This is a genomic window from Desulfonatronum lacustre DSM 10312, from assembly GCF_000519265.1.
GTDB lineage: Bacteria > Desulfobacterota > Desulfovibrionia > Desulfovibrionales > Desulfonatronaceae > Desulfonatronum > Desulfonatronum lacustre.
The window spans coordinates 2,674,256-2,695,565 of sequence record NZ_KI912608.1 but is presented as its reverse complement, the minus strand read 5'-3'; the positions used below and the strand labels follow the sequence as shown (position 1 = coordinate 2,695,565).

Genomic DNA, 21,310 nt, shown 5'->3' with positions numbered 1-21,310 from the left:
GGAGGATGTTCAAACGGTGGTTGAAACGCGGTCAGGATGTACTGGGCGTGGGCTTGGCCACGGCGCGTTTGGCGGAACGAAGACGCTGCCAGACAAAATCCTCGGGGTCGTTTTCGCCGATATTGGCCAGCGGAACTTCCGCCCGGGCCATGGTCGCGTGGCCTCCGGCCGAGCCCACGTCGCCGAACAGCTTGTTGGCCAGCTTGCCCATGTCCCGATGCAGTCCGTCGCCGCGAAAGATCAGGACCAGGGTGTCGTCGCAGACCCCGCAGGTCACGGTCCAGGAAATCCCGTACAGTCGCAGGAAGAAATCCCCGAGGATCACCAGAATGTCCGGGGAGTCCAGTCGTCCCATGAACACGTGCAGGCAATGGCCGTTCACCCGCAGTTTGCGGAAGGCCAGGGAAAAATACTTCAGCCAGTCCAGCCGGAACTCGCTGCGGGAAATCTTGCGCAGCAGGTTCAGATTGCCGAACTTGCTCAGGTAACGAAAGGCCCGGACGTCGATGTCCGAGAACTGCCGCTCGAAACTCTGGGTGTCGGTCTTGATGCCGTAGAGCAGGGCCGTGGCCAGCAGTTCTCCCGGTCGGATCTTCAGTCTATGGAGATACTCCGTGAGCATGGTGCTGGTGGCCCCGTATCCCGGCTGGATGTCCTGAAATTCCGCCTCAACCGGATTTTCCGGAACCAGGGGATGGTGATCGATGATCAGGGAAAAGGCGTAGTCCTTGAATGCCGGGTGATGGTGAGGCTGCGAGTCCACCAGGGCGAAGTGGTCATACTGCGCGGCCAGGTTCGGGGTCAGGCGCTGGGTGGGGATGCGCAGGGTCTTGATCATGGTCAGGTTGTCCGGCCGGGAGATCTCGTTGACCTGGGCGCAGTCCACCGCGGCCACCTTACGGGCCATGATCCGGCGCAGCGCCTGGGCCGAGGCCAGGGCGTCCGGGTCAGCGTTCATCATGATCAGCCAGCGGTCCGATTTGCGCCACAGCTCGTTCAGGGCGTCGATCTTGGAGCCCAGGGATCGGAAGTAGCCCATCTAACTCGTTCCTTTCAGCCAAAGCGGCAACCCGGCGACCATCAGAACCACTTCGTCGGCCAGGCCCGCGATTTGTTGATTTAAAAGGCCCAAGCTGCGAACGAAGTGCCGGGTCTGGGGCGTGGCCTGGATCGGGCCGAGGCCGATTTCCGAACTGACGAAAAGCAGGCGCGTCCCGACCATTTTCAGGGCGCTCTCTTGCAAGCAGTCCAGCAGTTCGGTTCGCAACCGGGTCTCCTGGTCGGCCTGGATGCAGGCGAACAGCCAGAAGTCCAGGCTGTCGACCAAAATGGCCCCGTGGTCCGCCCGCTCCCGGCGCAGCGCCTCGGGCAGTTCGATATTCGTCTCCAGGGCCGGTAGATGCGCGGGCCGCTGGCGACGATGCTCCCGGATACGCTGGCGCATTTCCATGTCCTGGGCCGCGGCCGTGCCGACGAACAGATGCGGACCGTCCGCCTGAAGCAGACGCTGCAAGGCCCAGGCGGACTTGCCGGACTTCTCTCCTCCGAGAATCAAGGTAATCATGAGCGACCCGTCATGGCGCGGAGCATGTTCAACGATTCCATGAACCCCTCCGGTTCAAAAACTTCCAGCATCAAGACACAGTCCGGGCGAATCCGCCCCAGAATTTCCTCCAGCAGCGACCGGCCGCGGTGGTCCAGCTCGGTCAGGGAACGATGCCCGTCCCGTGGCCGTCCATCCGCCCCAAACTTGCCGGGAGCGCTGAGATGCATCATGCGCACGCGGGACCAAATCCCCGGCAGGTGGTGGGTTTGCTGTCCGTGGACGAGCAGATGCCCCAAGTCCAGGCAAATACCCAGGTTGGAGGATTGAATCAATGACCACGAGTCCACCAGATCGTTTTCCCGGATGTTCTCCAGCAGCAGTTCCTCCGGGCGTCCGCTCCCGTGTTCCTGCCTCTGCTCCCTCTCTTGATCCCAAAGTCGGACAAAATCGCGCAGGGAGTCAAAACTTTGCCTGAAGGCTACGCCATTTCCCGATGGCGGGCAAATCCGGGACTGTCCGGAAAGATCGGCAAAATCGGCCCGCGCCTCGGGCGGATGCAGCACGAAGGCCCAGGGACGGAGAAAAGCCGCCTTGCGTCGCAGCCCGGAGACGATCTCCCAGACCCGTTCCGGTCCTTCGTTCCAGGGCAGATCCAGGGGCAGATGGACGTGAAACCCGAGGCCGGTCTCTGCCAGCCAGGGAGGCAGGTCATGTTCGGTGTAGGCCAGGCAGGCTTCGGATTGAAAAAAAAGCAGCCCCACTTCGTCCACCAACGGCTCAAGCCGCCGGCAATTCGCGGCGACATCCGCCGGCCAGACGAACGACGGGGCGGCAATTCTTGCATGTTTCAGCCTGGAGCGTGAACAGAGACCGGAAGCGGACATGGCCGGGATTTTTGGGAAGACGCCCGTTTTCATGAAGTCGTGGTTGACATGGGGAAAAAATCACAGCAGAACGCTCTCAGCGCGCAGGAGTCCAGGGACGATGGCATACACCTTGCAAAAAAAACTTGCACGACTGCCCGCTCAGCAGGTTTTTCGCACCGTTTTCCAAGGCCCAGCCCAATGCGCACCGTTCGCTTTTTCGTCCAGCACTACTTCAACCCCCTGCACGTCTACTGTAGACTGCGGGAAATCGGCGTCAACACCTGCACGGCCCAACGGTTTTGTACGGTGTACGAGCGCTTCGTCTATCGCGCTTTCCGATTCTGATTTCTCGCGTCACACCCTGCCGTGCCATCGCGCCTGCCCGGACGTTCCAACTCGGTTCGACAGGTTAGTTGCCAGATTCACCGGTAGATTCGCCGGTAAGTTCGCCGACAAACTTGTTAGGATACGCCCGTCTCCCTCCCGCAAGCCCTTTCAAAACCACGATTTTTCGACCATCAAGAAAATAACGTCATCCGCTTTTCCCGCCGGACCACCTGCTGCACAGTCTTGCTGCATCGCATCTCTTCCCGGGGCAGGTCCCCCAGGAAACGCGACGGCTTGAGCCGCAAGGTTCGACCGAACAGATTGCGTTTTTCCGCATGGCTGAGAAACAGCCATTGCCTGGCCCTGGTCAACCCGACATAGAACAGCCGCCGCTCCTCTTCCAGATCCCCGAGAAAACTGGATGGCAAACTGGATAGCGGACCAATGACGCCTTCCTGGGGAGGTTCCTCGGCGTCCCGATGCCCCCCCAGCGGACCAAGCCCCACCATGGGCAACAGACCGTCTTCCAGGGCCGGCAAAAAGACAGCCTCGAACTCCAGCCCCTTGGAGGCGTGCAGGGTCATCACCTGGACGGTTTCGGCCCGGGCGCGGACCAGTTCCAGTTCGGTGTGGAAGTTGATCCAGGTCAGCAGCCCGGCCCAGCCCTTGTGCCGGGCGTAGGCCTCCTTGAGACGCAAAAATTCCTTGCTTTGCCAGAACAGGCGATCAAAGGGCGGCACTTCCTGCAAATGGGCCGCCAGGGCCACGGGTCCCTGCACCAGGGCCTGTTCCAGAACGTGACCCTGAACATGCCGTGTAAGGACTTCCTGGTCCGCATCCTCCGCCCGACCGAGCCCCAGCAGTTCCGCAGCGGCCTGCAACAGCAGGGCGACCCTGGGTTCTTTCCAGAACGGCTCGGATTCGGGCGCGGAACAAGGCACCCCGAGGCGCTGCATGGCCTGAACGATGGGCGGAATCAAGGCCTTGATCCGGACCAGCACCGCCACGTCTCCGGGGCTCAGGCCGCCCTGAGTTCCCCGATCCGCTTCCCAATGGGCGCTCCCGCCCAACAGCGTCCGCGTTTGGTCGGCGATCCAGGCGGCCTCCCGGGCCGCGCTGGAGGCCTGAAACAGGGCGATCCGCCCCGCATGCGGATTTTCGGCCAACAGGCCTTGCTCGCCCGGAAACACCTTCCCTGAGAGACGCACCAGGTTTTCCGTGGAGCGGTAATTTCGGCTCAGGGAGACGACCTCCAGATCGGGCCAGCGAGCACGCATGGTCGCGGCGATGTCGTCCACCGCGCCCCGAAAACCATAGATGCTCTGACGGGGGTCGCCGATGGCCCAGAACCCGGAGCCGTCCTGGGGGGCGAGGGCCTGAAGCAGTTCCCACTGGAGCCGGGAAAGGTCCTGCACCTCGTCCACCAGGATGTGCGTATACGGGTGATGGGCGCGCTCCTCGGTGGCCTGGGCCAGCCAGAACTCCAGCAGGTCCGTGTAGTCGACCAGGTTCCAATCCTGCTTCTGGCGGGCGTACCGGGCGGCACGTTCCGCCCTTTCCGCCGCGCCCTCGGCACGGTCGGACACCACGCGGCTCTCCCTGGCACGGGAGAGTTCGTTCCAGGCCTGCTTCACCCCGGCTGGACCGAGTTCCGGATTGGCTGCGGCGAAAACCCGCCGGGCCGCGTCCTCGGAGAGCAACACCGGGGCGTCGCCCTGGACCCTGGTCCAGACCTCGTAGGCCGCGGCGTGCAGGGTGTCCGCCTGGGGCAGGGCTTCTTCCTCGCCCTGAGTGGCGATGAGTCGTTCGCGGAGTTCATTGGCCGCCCGCCGGGTAAAGGTGACCACCAGCATCCGCCGGGGCTGTTCCCCTTTTTGCAACAAATAGGCGATCCGGCCCATCAAGGTCCTGGTCTTGCCCGTGCCCGGCCCGGCCAGGACCAACACCGGCCGCGGCCCGGCCCGCAAGGCCCGGCCCTGTTCCGCGTTGAACTCCATCCGGGCTTCGGGCCGTGCGCCTTTGTCCGAAGGCTCCGATGGGATTCGCGATGGGGGGACGGCCCCATAGGAAGATTGTGGCTCGGCAGCCGAGGGTTGAGCATCCACGGGTTGAGCCTCTGCGGGCGGCGTCGCGAAAAAAGCGCGGCCTCCGCGCAGTTCCCGCTGTTCTTGGGGCGTGAACATGGAAATCGTGCCGAAATGTCCGTCATATCCGGATCGGCGCAGCACGAGGCCCTGGCGCATCCGGCGCAACGATTCGGCCAGGGCCGGGCGGCGACGGGCCATGTCGTCCAGGGGCAGCTCGCCGAGAATGTCCAGCTCCGAGCCATGAGCCGAGACCAGGGCCGCGTATTCCCGGCGCACGGTCTTGGTACCCGGGCCTTTGCCCAGGATTTCCGAAATCAACTCCACCAAGGGCACCAGGGACTGAAATCCAGGCTGATTGGACGGCTTCAGCGGCTGGTCCCGGTCGGCCAATTCCATTACCCGATGCAGCACGCCCAGGGTCAGGGGCTGGCCGCAAACCGGGCAGATGTTGCCCCGGGCCATGGCTTCTCCGGGGGACAGGACCACGTCGCACTTGCGATGCCCGTCCAAATGATACTTGCCCTCCTCGGGAAAGAATTCCACCGTGCCCAGGAAGGCATGGCTCCCGCCGTCGCCCCGTAGGGCCTTGTATATGCCCTCGAAGCTCGGCTCGCCGCGAAACAGATTGGCCTCCCGGGCCAGCTTCTCCCCGGAATGGGCGTCGGAATTGGAAATCATCCGGAAGCGGTCCAGGGCGCTCCACTGCCAGTTCATGTCCGGATCCGAGGACAGCCCGGTCTCCAGGGCGAAAATCTCCGAGGACAGCGCTCCGTAGCACGCCTCAATGGTGTCGAAGCCGGACTTGGAACCGAACAGGGAAAACCAGGGCGTCCAGATATGCGCGGGGACGAGAAAGGCCTGGGGGTGCAGCTCCAGGACCATTTCCAGGAGATGGCGCGAGTCCAGCCCGAGGATGGGCCGACCGTCCGAACCCAGATTGCCGATTTGTTCCAACTTGGCGTTCAACGCCCTGGCCTGCTCCAGACCGGGGACGTACACCAGATGATGGACCTTGCGCACCCGGCCCGCGCGTTTGTAGATGGTGCTGATTTCCGCGGAGAGAATGAACCGGACCGGGCTTGCGCCGCGACCCGGAGCAACGGACTCCAGCCAGGGGATCTCCGCCGAGAGGTCCGCTTCCCGCCGCGGAACCAGCAGTCCGGAATCGTCCTCTTCCAGACATTCCTCAAGGTCTTGCAGCCATCCGGGATGGGTGAAGTCTCCGGTGGCCACCACGTCCAGACCCTTGACCCGGGCCCAGGCAGCCAGGTGGCTCGGCGTCAGGCCGCGGCTGGTGGCCCGGGAATACCGGGAGTGGATATGCAGGTCCGCGCGGAACAGGTCGGAGGTCATTCGGGAATCACTGGGTGATTGTTGGGGGAGACGTCGTGAGGATGCGCCGTGGCGCAGTCCGAGGGATCGCCCTGGAGCTTGGCCAGGGTGTGGTCCAGAGCGGGCAGCAGGGCTTCGAGGTTCTCCCGAACCGCCTTGGGAGAACCCGGCAAATTGATGATCAGGGCGTGGCCCAGGATACCGACCACGGCTCGGGAAATCACGGCATGCGGGGTCTTGCGCAGGCCGGCCTGGAGCATGGCCGCTTCCATGCCGGGCAGGCGTTTTTCGATCACGGAGAGGGTGGTTTCCGGGGTGGTGTCCCGGGGCGCGACCCCGGTGCCCCCAGTGGTCACGATCAGGTCGAAGCCCTGTTCCAGAGCCAGTTCCGTGAACAGCGCGCGCAATCTTCCGGGCTCGTCAGGAAGCAGAAAGCCTTGGGCCCAGGCCAGTTCCAGGGGCCCGCCGGTCTGTTTGTCCAGCAGCTCGACGATCAGCGGCCCGGCCCGGTCCTCGCGGTGTCCGACGTAGCCTTTGTCGCTGAGCGTGATCCAGGCCAGACTGTGGCCGCATTTTGTCGCGGCCCAGGATTGCGCTCCCGGCTCAACCTGGAACGCTTCCAACACCTGGACCCAGCAGCCCTCACGGCTCGGCAGACCGCCAACGGGATCCGGCCAACGGAACATGCCCAGCACCCGAAGGCTCCCGGCTTCGCCGGGTCGGGCCAAGACAGCGCCCACGCCGGGCAACGGTGGCGTTTCCGCGATCAGGTGCGGGCCGGGAAACAGGCCCGAAGCCGTATCCGGCTCCAAAACCGGACCGCGTACCACGGCCAGACGTTGCCCCGAGGCGAAATTCTCCCGCCGCATGGAGCTGAGTCGCAATTGCATGGCGTTTTCCGTGAATCCCGGAACAGTCTTTGGACGCCCAAACGACAAAAGCCCCTCGTTCGCACGAACAAGGAAGCTTTGGCCGTGGACCGAGGGGCCAAAACCCCTTGAGCTTGTCGCCCCTGAGGCCGGATGAAGACAAGAAGCGATTAGTGATCCATGTGCTTGCCCTGCTTGATGCGGACAAGCGCGGTGATCACGATCACGGTCAGATAGGTGAAGATGAACCCGACGCCGATTACGCTGGAAAGATCGGCTTCCTTGGCCGCGTTGGCGATCAAAGTGGGGATGATTTCCGTAATGCCCATGGTCGTCTCCTTTGTAATAAAGTTCACATGCGAGGTCTTTGGTCAATGTCCAGGCAAATGTCAAGAACGGAGGCGGACAAGACAATTCACTGAAGGAACGCCGGTTCTTCATGCTGTTTGAAGGCTTGATCGAACAGTTGGGTCGGATTATCCATTTTGGGGGCGAGTGGAGCGCGTTTTCAGCTCAGAACCCTATTCTGAGCACGGATACTGAACAAACGCCCAGAACAAGAACCTTGATCAACCGTCTCGCATCCAAATATATAGCATCCGGATCTTGCCATGCACACAGCCGAACACAAGCCTGAAGCCGGAATAATCTCCCCCCGTCCGCTCATACTCGTTTCCGCGCCCTGGGCCATGTACAACCGGCCCTCCATCCAGCTCGGCACGCTCAAGGCCCACCTGCGCCGCCGGTTCCCCGACGTGCCGGTCCGGGCGGAGCATGTTCATCTTCATGTGGCTGCGGCCGTCGGCTACACCTTGTATCAAGTCATTTCCGAGCGAACCTGGGTCGCGGAAAGCGTGGCCGCGACCTTGCTCTTTCCGGACCAGGGTCCGGCCATTCAGCGGCTCTTCGAGCGGGAAAGCAGGCAAAACCCGGCCATCCGCGCCGTGGGGCTGCCGGCTCTGGCCCAGGCCCTGGACACGGCCTGCGACCGGTTCATCGCCGACATCGACTGGACCGCGTTCGGTCTGGCCGGGTTCAGCGTCTCCCTGTGCCAGTCGACCTGCTCCCTGGTTCTGATCCGGCGCATCAAGCGAAAATATCCGGAACTGCCCGTCGTGGTCGGCGGGGCCGGTTTTTCCGGCGAATCCTTCGTGGCCCTGACCGCCGCGTTTCCGGAGATCGATTACCTGACCCAGGGAGAAGGGGAAACGGACCTGGCCGAGCTGACGGACGCCCTGTGTCGGAACCAAGGGGCTGCGCGAAAACCCCTCCCGGACGGCCTCAACCGCCAAATCCGGGATTTGGACGATCTGCCCATACCGGACTTCGACGACTATTTCGCCCAACTGCAATCTCTTGGCCCGGCGAAACAGTTTCATCCCGTGCTTCCGGTGGAGGCCTCCAGGGGTTGCTGGTGGATCAAGAAGCCGGACCCAGACCGCCCGGCTCAGGGCTGTGCGTTCTGCAACCTGAACCGGCACTGGACCGGATACCGGTCCAAATCCCCGCGCAAGGTCGCGGAGGAAATCACCGCCCTGAGCACCCGGCACAAGGTGCTGGGCTTTTCCTTTATGGATAACCTGCTGCCCCGCAAGGGCGCGACGGAATTGTTCACCACGCTGGCCGAATCCGGCAGGGACTACCGACTGTTCGGCGAAATCCGGGCCGACACGCCCCCGACCCTGCTCGCGGCCATGCGCCGGGCCGGGATGCGCGAAGTCCAGGTAGGCGTCGAGGCCTTGAGCAGCGCCCTGCTGGCCAGGATGAACAAGGGCACCAGCGCCCTGGACAACATCGAGGTCATGCGCCACTGTGAGGCCCTGGGCATCCATCACGGCGGCAACCTGCTGATGCGTTTTCCCGGCTCCACGGCCCAAGAAGTCCAAGAAACCCTGGCCAACATGGAATTCGTCGCCCTCTACCTGCCCCTGCGTCCGGTATTCTTCTGGCTGGGCCTGGGAAGCCCGGTATTCCGCGATCCGCGCGGCCACGGAATCCGCCTGACGGGCAACGACCCGCGCTGGAGCGTCCTGTTTCCTCCTCAAATCGCCCGGACCCTCCGCTTCATGGTGCAGGGGTACGTCGGCGGCAAGCGGGAGCAGCGCAGGTTGTGGCGACCGGTGGAGCACCGGGCAAGACAGTGGGCCAGGGAATACGCCCAATCCATGCGCGGGCCGAATCCCGGCCCGATCCTGGGCTACCAGGACGGCGCGGACTTCCTGATCATCACCCTCCGCCGCCCGGACAAAACCCACGACACCCACCGCCTGCCCCAAGCTTCACGCCGCATCTACCTCTTCTGCCGAAAAAGCCGCACCAGAAACCAAATCCAATCCCTGCTCCCCCACCTGGCCGCGGACAAACTGGACGGCTTTTTGCGGATGATGGTGGACAAGCGATTGATGTTCTCGGAATCCGACAGATTTCTGAGCCTGGCCGTGCCCATGGACCGGAGTGCGGAGGATTTATAAGCGGCCAATGGCGTGAATTCGGACTGAATGCGCCACCACGGCTTTCAACGTATTGCACCGAGGCGACATCTTTTCTCAAAGTGTTCAGCCATGCTCCACCCCGCCATACCACTCTGAGGTGGGCTTTATGCAGGGCTTTTTTCAGGATTGATCTGGCACTGCATAATGTTGGCATCGACGGTGGAGGGATTGTGTTGCAGAGCAAATAATGCTTTTGAAACAGAATGTTGTGAACGAAAAAGGTTCTTTTCGAGAAGAGGCTTAGCTGTTTGTGAGATAAGGTGGTGAGTTTTTGTCAATTTCGTATAATAAGTCTGTTAGCAGTTGAAAAAGCCAGATTCTGCAGGCTGTTCAAAAACCCCGGCGGCAAGGCGGAAAAAGTTCAATGTCGAAGGGTGATTAGTCGTTCTTGAGGGGGGTTGGACTTTTTGCAGCAACGCAGCTAGCGGGGATTCTTCAACAGCCTGTTAGATGGGTTTGCCGTCGTGCCGACCCATATCCACGGCATTATTGTGGTTGTAGGGGCACCCGCAAGGGGTGCTCCTACGATGGGCGAGATTGTTGGGGGATATAAATCGTTGTGTACACCAAGGGTTGAAATGGATAAACCAAAACCAACCCCGCACCATTCTGGGTAAATTACGGCAACGGAATCATTGGGAACACATTATCCGCAAGGAGTCCGAATGGAGTCGGCTCCAGGAATGCATTGGCAATAATCCGACGAAATGGGCAATGGATAGACTGTTTATTCCACCTGACATCAACGCTACTGTTTCGGGAACCAGGGGTTCAAGGTCTGCCCTGTCCCAGGTCCCGTTTAGAACTTTGACCTGACATACTGATAGGAGTCCACCTGATGCGCGGTGATTCTGGAGCAAGGCGTTTGTGGCGAGGGATGGCCGTTTGCTTGTTGCTGGCCGGGGCGATGTTTTTGGCGGGCTGCGGGGATTCCTCGCCGCCGGCTCAGGGGCCGCCGCCGGCCCTGCCGGTGAACGTGATCACGGCCCAGAAGATGACCGTGCCCATCTACGGCGAGGCCGTGGGCAACACCCAGGCCGTGGAGACCGTGGAAATTCGCTCCCGGGTCAACGGGCACATGCTGCGCCGCGACTTCGGAGACGGGTCCCTGGTCAAAAAGGATCAGCTTCTGTTTCTGATCGACCCGGATCAGTACCAGCAGGATCTGTCCAAGGCCAAGGCTCAATATGAGTATTCCCAGGTCAGCCTGGAACTGGCCCGCAAGGAGACCCAGCGTTACGCAACGCTGCTTCGTCAGGCCATGATCTCCCAGGAGGAGTTCGACCTGAAGCAGATCAAGGAACAGGAAGCCGAGGCCAATGTCCTGGTCAATGCGGCCTCCGTCAACCTGGCCCAACTCCAGCTCCGTCACACCCGGATCACCTCGCCCATCGACGGACGGATCGGCTTCGCCCTGGTGGACCAGGGTGGACTGGTTACTGCCGGTTCGACCCTGCTGGCCAAGATCTCCACCGTAGATCCGATGCATTTCTTCTTCTATCTCAGCGAGGAAGACTATCTCAATCTCAGCGCCCATTTCGGGGACGACTTCCAGGAGGTCTTCAAGACCCTGGACATTCGGCTGACCCTGGCCGGAGGCTTGATCTACGATCACACCGGGCATCTGGACATGTTCGACCGGGAGGTGGACCCCAAGACCGGCAGCATCGCGGCCCGGGCCGTGTTCCCCAATCCGGACGGGATGCTCCGTCCGGGCATGTTCGGGCGGGCCCGAATTACCCTGGAGAAGGAATGGGAGACGCTGCTTATTCCCCAGGTGGCCATCATGGACACCCTGGGTCGCAAGAGCGTGTTCGTGGTGGACGACCAGGGGCTGATTGCCTCCCGCGGCGTGGAGGTGGGCATGCGCCTCGGCAATCTGCGCGCAGTCCGGGGCGTCGAGCCCGGCGACCGGGTGGCTGTGGACAATCTCCAGAAGCTTCGTCCCGGCGCCCATGTCGCCCCCACCGTGGTTCCCTACGAACTGGAGGATACGGAAGAGACTTCGGTCGAGACTCCGGCCGCGCCCCCGACTACCTCACCGACAGACCCCTTGACCGATCCCGCCGGCTCGCCTGTTTCGGACGCCACCGTGAAACCGGCTGACAGCCCCGCCGGGGAGTGAGCCAGCCATGTTCTATAAATTTTTCATCGACCGGCCCGTCTTTGCCTCGGTCCTGTCCATCGTCATGACCCTGGCCGGGGTTCTGGCGCTGGTCAATTTGCCCGTGGCCCAGTACCCGGAAATCACCCCGCCCACGGTGAATGTCAGCGCCAGCTACCCCGGCGCCTCGGCCGAAGTGGTGGAGCAGGCCGTGGCCACGCCCATCGAGCAGCAGGTCAACGGCGTGGAGGGGATGATCTCCATGTCCTCCACCAGTTCCAACGACGGCAGCTACAGCCTGACCGTAACCTTCGAGGTGGGTCACGACCTGGACATGGCCACGGTGGACGTCCAGAACCGGGTCAGCCAGGCCGAACCCAAGCTGCCGGACATGGTCAAGCGCATGGGCGTCACGGTGAACAAGCAGTCCACGGGCATGCTCCTGGCCGTGAACCTGATCTCGCCGAACGAAACCTACGACGCCCTGTTTCTGCTCAACTACGCCAAAATCAACCTGACCGACGCCCTGAGCCGGGTGCCCGGGGTGGGCAAGGTGGACACCTTCGGGGCCGGGGAGTTTTCCCTGCGCATCTGGGTCGATCCGGACAAGATGGCCTCCCTGGGCATCGTGGCTTCGGACATTGACCAGGCCCTGCAGGATCAGAACATCCAGGCCCCGGCCGGGCAGATCGGCCAGGCCCCTGCCCCGCCGGGAACCCTGTTCCAGTACGCGGTGCGGGTTCGCGGCCAGCTCACGGAGGTCGAGGAATTCGAGGACGTGATCATCAAGACGGCCGATTCCGGAGCAGTGGTCCGGCTACGGGACGTGGCCCAGGTGGAGCTGGGCGGGGATTTTTACGGCGTATTCAGCCGCTTTTCCGGCAAGCCCACGGCCACCTTGATGATCTACCAGCTCCCCGGGGCCAACGCCCTGACCGTGGTGAGCGACGTGCGCAAGGCCATCGAAGACTTGGCCGGAGCCTTTCCGGACGACGTGGGCTATGAGATCGCCTTCGACACCACGGAGTTCGTCTCCAAATCCATCGAAGAGGTGGTCCAGACCCTGTTCGAAGCCTTTGCCCTGGTCTTTCTGGTGGTCTTTCTCTTTCTGCAAAGCTGGCGGGCCACGATCATCCCGATGATCGCCGTGCCCGTGTCCCTGGTGGGCGCGTTCATCGCCTTCCCGATGCTTGACTTCTCCCTGAACACCCTGACCCTCTTCGCCCTGGTTCTGGCCATCGGCCTGGTGGTGGACGACGCCATCGTGGTGGTGGAGGCGGCCCAGCACAACCTGGACAACGAGGGCATGACCCCTCGGGAAGCGACCCTCAAGGCCATGGACGAGGTGGCCGGGCCGGTGGTGGCCAACGGGCTGGTCATCGCGGCGGTGTTCATCCCCGTGGCCTTTCTGGGCGGGATCGCCGGGCAGCTCTATAAACAGTTCGCCCTGACCCTGACGGTGTCCGTGGGCATCTCGGTCTTCAACGCCCTGACGCTGAGTCCGGCCCTGGCCGTGCTCTTGTTGCGGCCCTCCAAGCCGGGCCGCGGCCCCCTGGGCTGGTTCTTCCGTCAGTTCAACCGTTTCTTCGCCTTCTGCACCCGGGGCTATACGGCCACGGTGCGCGGAGCCATTCGCGGCTGGGTCCTGACCCTGTGCGTCCTGGTCGTGCTCTTCGGCGCCACCTATGGCCTGCTGCGAGCACTGCCCACGGGCTTTGTCCCGCCGGAGGACCAGGGCTATTTCCTGGTCAGCATCCAGTTGCCCCCGGCAGCGTCCCTGGAGCGCACGGATACGGCGGTGCGCAAGGTGGAGGCCTATCTGGACCAGGCCGAGGGGATCAAGGCCTACATTTCCCTGGGAGGGTTCAACATGCTGGGGGCCGGGGTGTCTTCCTACGCCGCCACCATGTTCGTGATTCTGGATTCCTGGGACGAGCGCCAAACACCGGAGCTGACCCTGGACGCCATCCTGGCCCGGGCCGGACGCTTCTTATGGAGCATTGACGACGGTCTGGCCTTCGCCTTTTCCCCTCCGGCCATTTCCGGGCTGGGTGCCACGGGCGGCGTGGAGATTCAGATCCAGGACCGTACCGGAGCGGGAATCCAGGATCTGGCCCGGGTGGCCAATGAGTTTATGGCCGCCGCCGGCCAACGTCCCGAGGTGAGCAATCCCTTTACCACCTTTTCCGTGAACGTGCCCCAACTGCAACTGGAACTGGACCGGGACAAGGCCAAGAACATGGGCGTGCCGCTGACCCAGGTTTATTCGGCGTTGCAGGCCTTTCTTGGCGGGCTGTACATCAACGACCTGAACAAGTTCGGGCGAACCTACCGGGTCATGCTCCAGGCCAAGCCCGAATTCCGGGGCAAGCCCGAGGACATCGAAAACTTCTACGTGCGCAACAACAAGGGCGAGATGGTCCCCCTGTCCACCCTGGTCACGGTCACGGACGCCTCCGGCCCGGAATACATCGCCCGGTACAACGTCTATCCGGCCATCAGCGTGACCGCGGACGCGGCCTCCGGGTTCAGCAGCGGCCAGATCATCGCGGCCCTGGAAGAGACCGCGGCCCAGGCCCTGCCCCCCGGATTCGGTTACGAATGGACGGGCATGGCCCTGCAGGAGAAGGAATCCGCCGGAACCTACGGTCCGGTCTTTGCCCTGGCCCTGCTGATGGTCTTCTTTTGTCTGGCGGCCCTGTACGAAAGCTGGGCCATTCCCTTTGCCGTGCTCTTCGCCCTGCCCCTGGGAGCCCTCGGGGCCTTCAGCGGACAATGGCTGCGCGGCCTGGACAACAACGTCTACGCCCAAATCGGTCTGGTCATGCTCATCGGCCTGGCGGCCAAGAACGCCGTGCTCATCGTGGAATATGCCAAAACGGCCTACGACCGGGGCATGGACGTGGTGGAAGCTGCCGTGGAAGCCTCCAAGATGCGTTTTCGCCCGATCCTGATGACCTCCCTGGCCTTTATTCTCGGAGTCCTGCCCCTGGTCACGGCCACCGGAGCCGGAGCCTCGGCCCGCCACGCCCTGGGGACCTCGGTCTTCGCCGGAATGATCGCGGCCACGTTCCTGGGAGTCGTCTTCGTGCCCTTTCTCTACGCCCTGGTGATCGGGATGCTGGATCGGCTTCGGGGTGGGCGACGCGACGTGCCGCAAGAACCGATCGCGTCGACGAAAGACGAAGCAAAGACGCCCTGACGGGCGGTGAGAATGCCCGTTGAGAGAATCGAGTTCGTTTCGGGAGAAAGGTGTCGGATGGATGAGGGAGGAGTAGGGCGGCCAGGCAGGATGGGTATTCAGGTGCCGGAGTCAGATGCAAACCATCTCTTTGCACCTGACTCCGGACAATCTTCAGATCTTTTCGGCGAGCCCGGCCATGCAGATGTATTTCAGCGTGGTGTAGTCATCGAGGCCGTAGTGGGAGCCTTCCCGGCCGAAGCCGCTTTCCTTGATCCCGCCAAAGGGCGCTTCGCAGGTGGACATCAGGCTTTCATTGACCCCCACGAGGCCGTATTCCAGGGCCTCGGAAACCCGCCAGGCCCGGCCCAGGTCGCGGGTGTAGACATAGCCGGCCAGGCCGAATTCCGTGGCGTTGGCCAGGGCGACGGCCTCCTGTTCGGTTTGAAAGCGATACACCGGGGCCACGGGGCCGAAGGTCTCTTCCGTGCTCATGATCATCTCGCTGGTCGCATCCGCGATGACCGTGGGCTCGAAAAAATTGCCTCCAAGGGCATGCCGTCGGCCTCCGGTGATGATACGCCCGCCTTTGCCCTGGGCATCCGCTATCTGGGCTTCCATGTGCAGCACGGCCTGGTCGTCGATCAGCGGCCCCTGGCTCACGCCCTCTTCCAGTCCGTCACCGACCTTTAATTGGCCCACCGCTGCCGTGAATTTCTCCAGAAAGGCCCCGTAAACCCCGTCCTGAATCAGAAACCGGTTGGTGCAGACGCAGGTCTGACCCGTATTGCGATACTTGCTGTTAACCGCCCCGGCCACGGCCAGGTCCAGATCCGCGTCATCGAAAACCAGAAACGGCGCGTTGCCGCCCAGTTCCAGGGAAACCTTCTTCACGGTGGCGGCGCATTGTTGCAGCAGCTCCTTGCCCACTTTCGTGGAGCCGGTGAAGCTGAGCTTGCGGACCACCGGGCTTCCGGTCAGTTCCGCGCCGATTTCCCGGGATGAGCCGGTCAGCACATTGAACACGCCGTCGGGAATGCCCGCCTGCCTGGCCAGCTCAGCCAGGGCCAGGGCCGAGAAGGGCGTCTGGCTGGCCGGTTTGACGACCACCGGGCAGCCCACGGCCAGGGCCGGACCTGCCTTGCGGCAGATCATGGCCGTGGGGAAGTTCCAGGGGGTGATGATCCCCACCACGCCCACCGGCTCCCGGGTGACCAGGATGCGCTTGTCCCGCCAGGGCGCGGGGATGATGCTTCCATAGGCCCGCCTTCCTTCCTCGGCAAACCAGCGCAGAAAGCTGGCCCCGAAGCCGATCTCGGCCCGGGCCTCGGCCAGCGGTTTGCCCTGTTCCAGGGTCATCAGGTGGGCCAGCTCCTCGCGCTCGGCCAGCAACAGGTCGTGCAGACGCAAGAGTATTGCGCTTCGCTCCAGCGCGGTCAGGGCCCGCCAGGCCGGCCAGGCCCGGGCCGCGGCGTCAATGGCGCGCGCCGTCTCGCCGCGTCCGCAATTGGGCACGGTACCCAACACTTCGCCCGTGGCCGGATTGAGCACGTCCAGGGTCTTGCCTGAATCGGCGCTGATCCATTGCCCACCCACAAGGCATGCGGCATCTCGTGACAGTATCGTTTTCGCAAGGCTCATCAGGATTCCTCTCTTGGCTGGGGTGAGTCGTGTGGCAAGACAAGTTTGGGCGGGTTTCAAGCCCGCCCCTTCAATCCTGCCACTTGCAGACGCGAATAATTTCGCGGGCAAGAATGTCCGCGGCATCATAGTGTGGCAGGGATGAGGCAAAAGGCAAGAGACTCAATTCCGTGCACGCGACGACCACGGCCCGAGCCCCTTGCGACTCCAGACTGGTGACGGCTGCATCAAGCGCGGCGGCGGCCTGGTCCATGCGACCTTTCTTGATGTCCTTGATGGCGGCCATGATCCTGTCCTGGGCGGAAGGTTCGGGATAGACCACCTCTGCCCCGATCGCGGAGAAGGCCCGTTGATACAGGCCGGTGAGCTGCATTGCCGTGGAGCCCAGAATGCCTACCTTGACGATCCCAGGCTGTTGTTTCAAGACTTCCCGCACCGTGATCTGGATCAGGTTGAGCATCGGGATGGTCACGGCATCCTGGATATCCTGGAAGTAGTAATGGGCGGTGTTGCAGGGCATGGCCAGAAAATCCGCCCCCCAGGCCTCCAGCCGCCTGGCCATGTCCTGGAGCTCCGGCACCGGGCTGCCCCCCCCGCCCTCAATCAGGGCCTTGATCCGCGAGGGCACCTTGGGATTGTTGTCCACGATGCATCGGACATGATCCGCGTCGTCCAGGGCCGGGGTCAGGCGGATCAACCGGGCCATCAAATCCACGGTGGCCCCTGGCCCCATGCCGCCGATGATGCCGACGATTTTTTCCTGCTTTACCGATTCCATTGTGCCTTGGCGCGGTTCCTTCTCGGCTGGTTCTGAAGTTGTCTCCTGGAGAGCAATAATTTTTCCGACCCTACTTCCTCTTCTTTTATCCTTCAACTGTCCGTTCTGAAGGTTTGTTATCCTCCGCAAATGTAAGGGCAAAGTGAAACCAAAGCTTTGTCTGGGATTCTGGTTTTCAATGTCGCCATGTGACCGTTCACAAAGGCGAACATCACCTGATCCTCCCGCAGACCCAACAGTTGAATCAGCTCCGCCAGGGTGCAGCCCTCTGGAATCGGAAACGCTTTCGGATTCGCCGGAGCATGCTCCGCCAAAATGGCCATCAGCCGTACCTTGACCGTCGCTTCCGCCTCCCCGGCTCGTCCTGCTCCTTGACCAGTATTGCCCATCATCCCCTTTCCTTCGCGGGGGCGTACTCCATACGCCCTCACGCCTTCTCACTCCTGACTCCTGACTTCTGTTCTCTGAACTTCCCCCCCCTCACACCAGCCAATCCAGGCTCAGCCTGTACAGCGTCCCCTTGCTCGGAACGCCGTTCGCGTCCCAGCCCATCATGGCGTAGTAGAGATCCACGGCTTGCTGGAAGGAGTCCGGGTCAATGCTCTGATCCTTAAGCACGCCGTCGGGCAGTGGTTCGAACATCCGGCGGAAGAGCTTGTCGTCCTTGCTGGTCATGCCCTCGCGAACATTGAACATCCGGGCCAGGACAATGGAGCGCTCAGCCACCAGCATCAGTTCATGCAGGCTGGTGGACCAGCCGGTGATGGCCTCCACGGCTTGGGTCAGCTTGTCGTAGGTCATGGAAAACAGGGGGGCGACCACAAAATTGCACAGGCCCAGGGTGTTGTTCATGGCCCAGGTCTTTTCCCCGGCAATGAAGTAGCGGACCTTGTCCGGTCCGTTGTCCAGGGCCTGAGGTGCGACGAAAATGCCCAGTGGGTTGACCAGCTTCACTCCCTCGCCCTGAAAGGGCACTTCATGGGGAGCCTCAATATGGTCCGCGCCCGTGGGGGACAGGGCAAAGCCCAGGCCCACGCCGGTCTTGCCCCGGGGGTCGTGAAAAGCCGGTTCCTGGCCCTTGACGTGGAAGGCGTATTCCTCCGCGCCCTTGCCGATGCGCTGGGCCGCGCGCTTGACGCCTTCGGCCAAAGTGTCGCCAATGCCGTCACGGGCCGCGATCTTCTCCACCAGCTCCAGCATGCCGGGGCCGTCGCCAAAGGTAATCGCTCTGCCGCCCAGATCTTCGGCGGTAAGAATGCCCTTCTCCGCCAGTTCCATGGCCATGGCCACCACCGCGCCGGTGCCCACGGTGTCCAGCCCCAGGGCGTTGCAGCGCTCATGGCCCTTGCAGACCGCGTCCAGGTCGCCCACGCCGCACATGGAGCCCAAAGCGGCCAAGGTTTCATATTCCGGACCTCCGTAGCGCTTCTCCGAGGTGTTGTTCACCTTGCGCTTGCAGGCCACGGAGCATTTGTAGCAGGTGTGCGTGCCGTCCTGGACCTTTTCGTAGCCGTCCCAGCCCAGCTTGGACGCATCCTCGAACTGGCAGTCCTTCCAGTTGCGGGTGGGCAGGATGCCGGAATTCTGCTGGGCCATCAGATGCTGGACCGTGCCGAACTTGCGCATGTTCACCGAGGGCATGTGCTCGCCGATGCGCGCCCGGTGCCATTTGTTCAGCTCCTTGAGAGCATCCGGGTCGGCCAGGGTCATGCTTTCCACATCCCCGCGAACAACCACGGCCTTCAGGTTCTTGGAGCCCATCACCGCGCCCATGCCGCAGCGGCCGTTGGCATGGGCCAACTCGTTGATCACGCAGGCCAAGCGAACCATCTTTTCCCCGGCTGGCCCGATGGACGCGATGCGAACCTTCTTGTCGCCCAACTCCTCGCGAATGGCGTCCAGGGCCGGCGCGTTCTCCAGGCCCCAGACTCCACCGGCGTCCCGCAACTCAACCTGGCCCTTGTTGATCCACAGATAGACCGGCTTGGGGGCCTTGCCGGTGAAGACCACGGCATCGAAACCGGCATGCTTCAGCTCAGGTCCGAAATACCCCGATGCCTCGGATTCTCCAAAACCGCTGGTCAAGGGATTCATGGCCGAGACGGTGTAGCGGTTGAAGCCCGAAAGGCCAGATCCGCAAAGCACGGAAGCGGCAAAGACCAGGACGTTGTCCGGATCCAGGGGGTCGGCCTTGGGTGGAATATGCTTGAGCATGTACCAGGAGGCGAGAGCCCCGCCGCCCCAGTAGGTCCGGTACCAAGCCTCGTCGTGTTCATCCACGGACCAAGTTTGATTGGTCAGATCTACGATGAGTATTTTTCCATTGTAACCGAAAGGCATGCTATGACTCCTTGAGTCCTTTTTCATCAATTAAGAAATGTTTTTGCATTCAAGTTGTTAGCGGCAAGATGCTGGCTGGTATTCGAACAGTAGCCTGGATCTCCACCAGTGCAACCTGGGCCATCCTCAACTGGTTCCTACTTTTCAACCTTCCTTCTTGAACGTCGGCAAATAGGCATACAGCGCCGGAGAGCCTCCGGTATGCAGGAACAGCACATTGCTGCCCTTGGCGAATTGGTTCGAACGGACAAGATCGATCAGACCGGCTGCCGCTTTGCCCGAATAGACCGGATCCAGAAGAATGGCCTCATGTTTGGCGAACAGCCGGACCGCCTCGACCATGGAGTCCGTGGGCAGGGAGTAGCCGGGGCCTACATATTGGTCGTAGCAGACGACAGTTTCTCTGGTAATGGGCATCTTCATTTCCAGCTTCCGCGCCGTTTCCTCCGCCAGTTTGTGCACAATGCCTTCCTGGACGTCCTTGGGCCGGGACACATTGACCCCGCTGACCGGGATGTTGGCGTTGGTGCCGACCATGCCCACCACCATGCCGGCGTGGGTCCCGGCGCTGCCCGAGGGCACGACGATGTGGTCGATCTTCAGGTGTTCCGTATTCAACTGATTCATGATTTCTTCCGCGCAGGCCACGTACCCCAAAGCGCCGATGGCATTGGACGCTCCCCCGGGGACGATATACGGCTTTTTGCCCTGGGCTTTCAGTTCTTCCGCCTTTTTGCGCATTTCCGCCATCATGTCCGACCCGCCGGGAGCCACGGCAATGCTTTTGACGTTCAACAGGTCGAACAAAAAGTTGTTGCCGCTGCCATCCGGCTTGTAGGAGCCCTTGACCCGCTCTTCCAGCACCAGGTGGCACTCCAGATTCTCCTTGCAGCACCAGGAAGCGGTCAGGCGGCAGTGGTTGGACTGGACCGCGCCGCAGGTGATGATCGTGTCCGCCCCCTGTTCCAGGCCGTCGGCCAGGCAGAATTCCAGCTTGCGGGTCTTGTTCCCCCCGCTGGCCCCCGGCAGCAGATCGTCGCGCTTGACGAACAGATTGACTCCCTTCCCCAGGGCCTTGCTCAGGTTGTCCATGGGTTCTATGGGCGTAGCCCCTTGCAGGTAGGTACGGCGGGGAAATTTGGTAAAATTCATGATTCTATCTCTCCTGAATTGTTTGATGGCTACAAACTCTACACAACTGTAAAGCTTTCACTGGATTTGTGGACGCGACTCCCTTGCCCCTCACCCTTTCCGTGTTTTTCCGTGTGTTCCGTGGGCAGGATTCCAGACGTCTTGCTCATGAAACCAGGAAGCTTCACTGATTCGATCATCAACGCTCGAAAACCGCCTCGATCTCAATGTCCGCGCCCAATGGAAGAGCCGCCACCTGCAGCGCCGTTCTTGCCGGAAACGGTTCCTTGAAAAACTGGGCATAAACCTGGTTCACGGCCTGAAAATCGGCCATGTTGGTCAGGAACACCGTGACCTTGACCGCCCGGTCCAGGCTCGTGCCACCGGCTTCGGCAATGCTTTGCAGGTTGCGCAGACACTGTTCCGCCCGAACTTGGATGTCCCCCTGGGGCATGGTTCCGGATTCCGGATCCAGGGGCAACTGGCCTGAGGTGAACAGCAACGGACCGGATGCGACGGCCTGGGAATAGGGGCCGACGGCTTTTGGGGCCTTGGTGGTGTGAATAACGTTTTTTGACATGAGATTCTCCAGTGATGGTTGGGTTATGATAGTGGG

Annotated in this window: 16 protein-coding genes; 4 read left to right on the top strand and 12 right to left on the bottom strand. The window is 62.1% G+C overall.

All coding sequences use genetic code 11. The annotated features are described in order from the left end of the window. Positions 1-31: 31 nt before the first annotated feature. Genes DESLA_RS0112705 through cbiR form a run of 3 tightly spaced genes read right to left on the bottom strand, consistent with a single transcriptional unit; the run spans position 32 to position 2,463 of the window. Complete coding sequence (locus DESLA_RS0112705) at positions 32-1,039, bottom strand: DHH family phosphoesterase (protein ID WP_028572742.1); 1,008 nt, start codon at positions 1,037-1,039, stop codon at positions 32-34. Further along, the gene (locus DESLA_RS0112700; RefSeq protein ID WP_028572741.1) at positions 1,040-1,564 is read right to left on the bottom strand and encodes a bifunctional adenosylcobinamide kinase/adenosylcobinamide-phosphate guanylyltransferase; all 525 of its coding nucleotides are present in this window, start codon (positions 1,562-1,564) and stop codon (positions 1,040-1,042) included. Beyond that, a complete protein-coding gene (gene cbiR / locus DESLA_RS20375; protein WP_051434657.1) occupies positions 1,561-2,463 on the bottom strand; it encodes a cobamide remodeling phosphodiesterase CbiR in 903 nt (300 codons plus the stop codon). Before cbiR ends, DESLA_RS0112700 begins: the two co-directional genes overlap by 4 nt. Positions 2,464-2,610: 147 nt before the next feature. On the opposite strand from cbiR, the gene DESLA_RS23210 reads away from it, so the two are divergent. Further along, entirely contained in the window at positions 2,611-2,757 is a 147-nt protein-coding gene (locus DESLA_RS23210; protein WP_162834856.1) for a hypothetical protein, read from the top strand. A 173-nt stretch (positions 2,758-2,930) separates the two neighbouring features. Here the strand turns inward: DESLA_RS23210 and DESLA_RS0112685 are convergent, their stop codons facing one another. The 3 genes from DESLA_RS0112685 to DESLA_RS22955 all read right to left on the bottom strand — a co-directional run bounded on the left by DESLA_RS0112685 (position 2,931) and on the right by DESLA_RS22955 (position 7,356). Next, a complete protein-coding gene (locus DESLA_RS0112685; RefSeq protein WP_028572740.1) occupies positions 2,931-6,179 on the bottom strand; it encodes a UvrD-helicase domain-containing protein in 3,249 nt (1,082 codons plus the stop codon). Then, complete coding sequence (locus tag DESLA_RS20370) at positions 6,176-7,048, bottom strand: molybdenum cofactor synthesis domain-containing protein (protein WP_051434656.1); 873 nt, start codon at positions 7,046-7,048, stop codon at positions 6,176-6,178. Before DESLA_RS20370 ends, DESLA_RS0112685 begins: the two co-directional genes overlap by 4 nt. Before the next feature lie 149 nt (positions 7,049-7,197). After that, positions 7,198-7,356 (bottom strand): hypothetical protein, encoded by a 159-nt coding sequence (locus tag DESLA_RS22955; RefSeq protein WP_153304589.1) that lies wholly within the window; start codon positions 7,354-7,356, stop codon positions 7,198-7,200. Positions 7,357-7,638: 282 nt separating this feature from the next. On the opposite strand from DESLA_RS22955, the gene DESLA_RS0112670 reads away from it, so the two are divergent. The 3 genes from DESLA_RS0112670 to DESLA_RS0112660 all read left to right on the top strand — a co-directional run bounded on the left by DESLA_RS0112670 (position 7,639) and on the right by DESLA_RS0112660 (position 14,825). Next, positions 7,639-9,498, top strand: coding sequence for a RiPP maturation radical SAM C-methyltransferase (locus tag DESLA_RS0112670; protein ID WP_028572739.1), 1,860 nt, complete (start codon positions 7,639-7,641; stop codon positions 9,496-9,498). 859 nt (positions 9,499-10,357) lie between these two features. Continuing rightward, a complete protein-coding gene (locus tag DESLA_RS20365) occupies positions 10,358-11,644 on the top strand; it encodes an efflux RND transporter periplasmic adaptor subunit (RefSeq protein ID WP_084032053.1) in 1,287 nt (428 codons plus the stop codon). 7 nt (positions 11,645-11,651) lie between these two features. Beyond that, positions 11,652-14,825 carry an efflux RND transporter permease subunit gene (locus DESLA_RS0112660; protein WP_028572738.1) on the top strand — a complete coding sequence of 1,058 codons (3,174 nt, stop codon included), beginning with the start codon at positions 11,652-11,654 and terminating at the stop codon, positions 14,823-14,825. Between the two features lie 153 nt (positions 14,826-14,978). On the opposite strand, the gene DESLA_RS0112655 is transcribed toward DESLA_RS0112660, so the two are convergent. The 6 genes from DESLA_RS0112655 to DESLA_RS0112630 all read right to left on the bottom strand — a co-directional run bounded on the left by DESLA_RS0112655 (position 14,979) and on the right by DESLA_RS0112630 (position 21,274). After that, on the bottom strand, positions 14,979-16,445 hold the full coding sequence (locus DESLA_RS0112655) for an NAD-dependent succinate-semialdehyde dehydrogenase (protein ID WP_028572737.1): 1,467 nt from the start codon (positions 16,443-16,445) through the stop codon (positions 14,979-14,981). Positions 16,446-16,515: 70 nt separating this feature from the next. After that, positions 16,516-17,223: a cysteate racemase gene (cuyB, locus tag DESLA_RS0112650; protein WP_028572736.1), complete on the bottom strand. Its 708-nt coding sequence runs from the start codon at positions 17,221-17,223 to the stop codon at positions 16,516-16,518. A 116-nt stretch (positions 17,224-17,339) separates the two neighbouring features. Continuing rightward, on the bottom strand, positions 17,340-17,615 hold the full coding sequence (locus DESLA_RS20360) for a MoaD/ThiS family protein (protein ID WP_245590058.1): 276 nt from the start codon (positions 17,613-17,615) through the stop codon (positions 17,340-17,342). A gap of 88 nt (positions 17,616-17,703) precedes the next feature. Beyond that, entirely contained in the window at positions 17,704-19,563 is a 1,860-nt protein-coding gene (locus DESLA_RS0112640; protein WP_028572735.1) for an aldehyde ferredoxin oxidoreductase family protein, read from the bottom strand. 144 nt (positions 19,564-19,707) lie between these two features. Then, the gene (cuyA, locus tag DESLA_RS0112635; RefSeq protein ID WP_028572734.1) at positions 19,708-20,715 is read right to left on the bottom strand and encodes a D-cysteate sulfo-lyase; all 1,008 of its coding nucleotides are present in this window, start codon (positions 20,713-20,715) and stop codon (positions 19,708-19,710) included. Positions 20,716-20,893: 178 nt separating this feature from the next. After that, positions 20,894-21,274 carry a RidA family protein gene (locus DESLA_RS0112630; protein WP_028572733.1) on the bottom strand — a complete coding sequence of 127 codons (381 nt, stop codon included), beginning with the start codon at positions 21,272-21,274 and terminating at the stop codon, positions 20,894-20,896. Positions 21,275-21,310 lie beyond the last annotated feature (36 nt).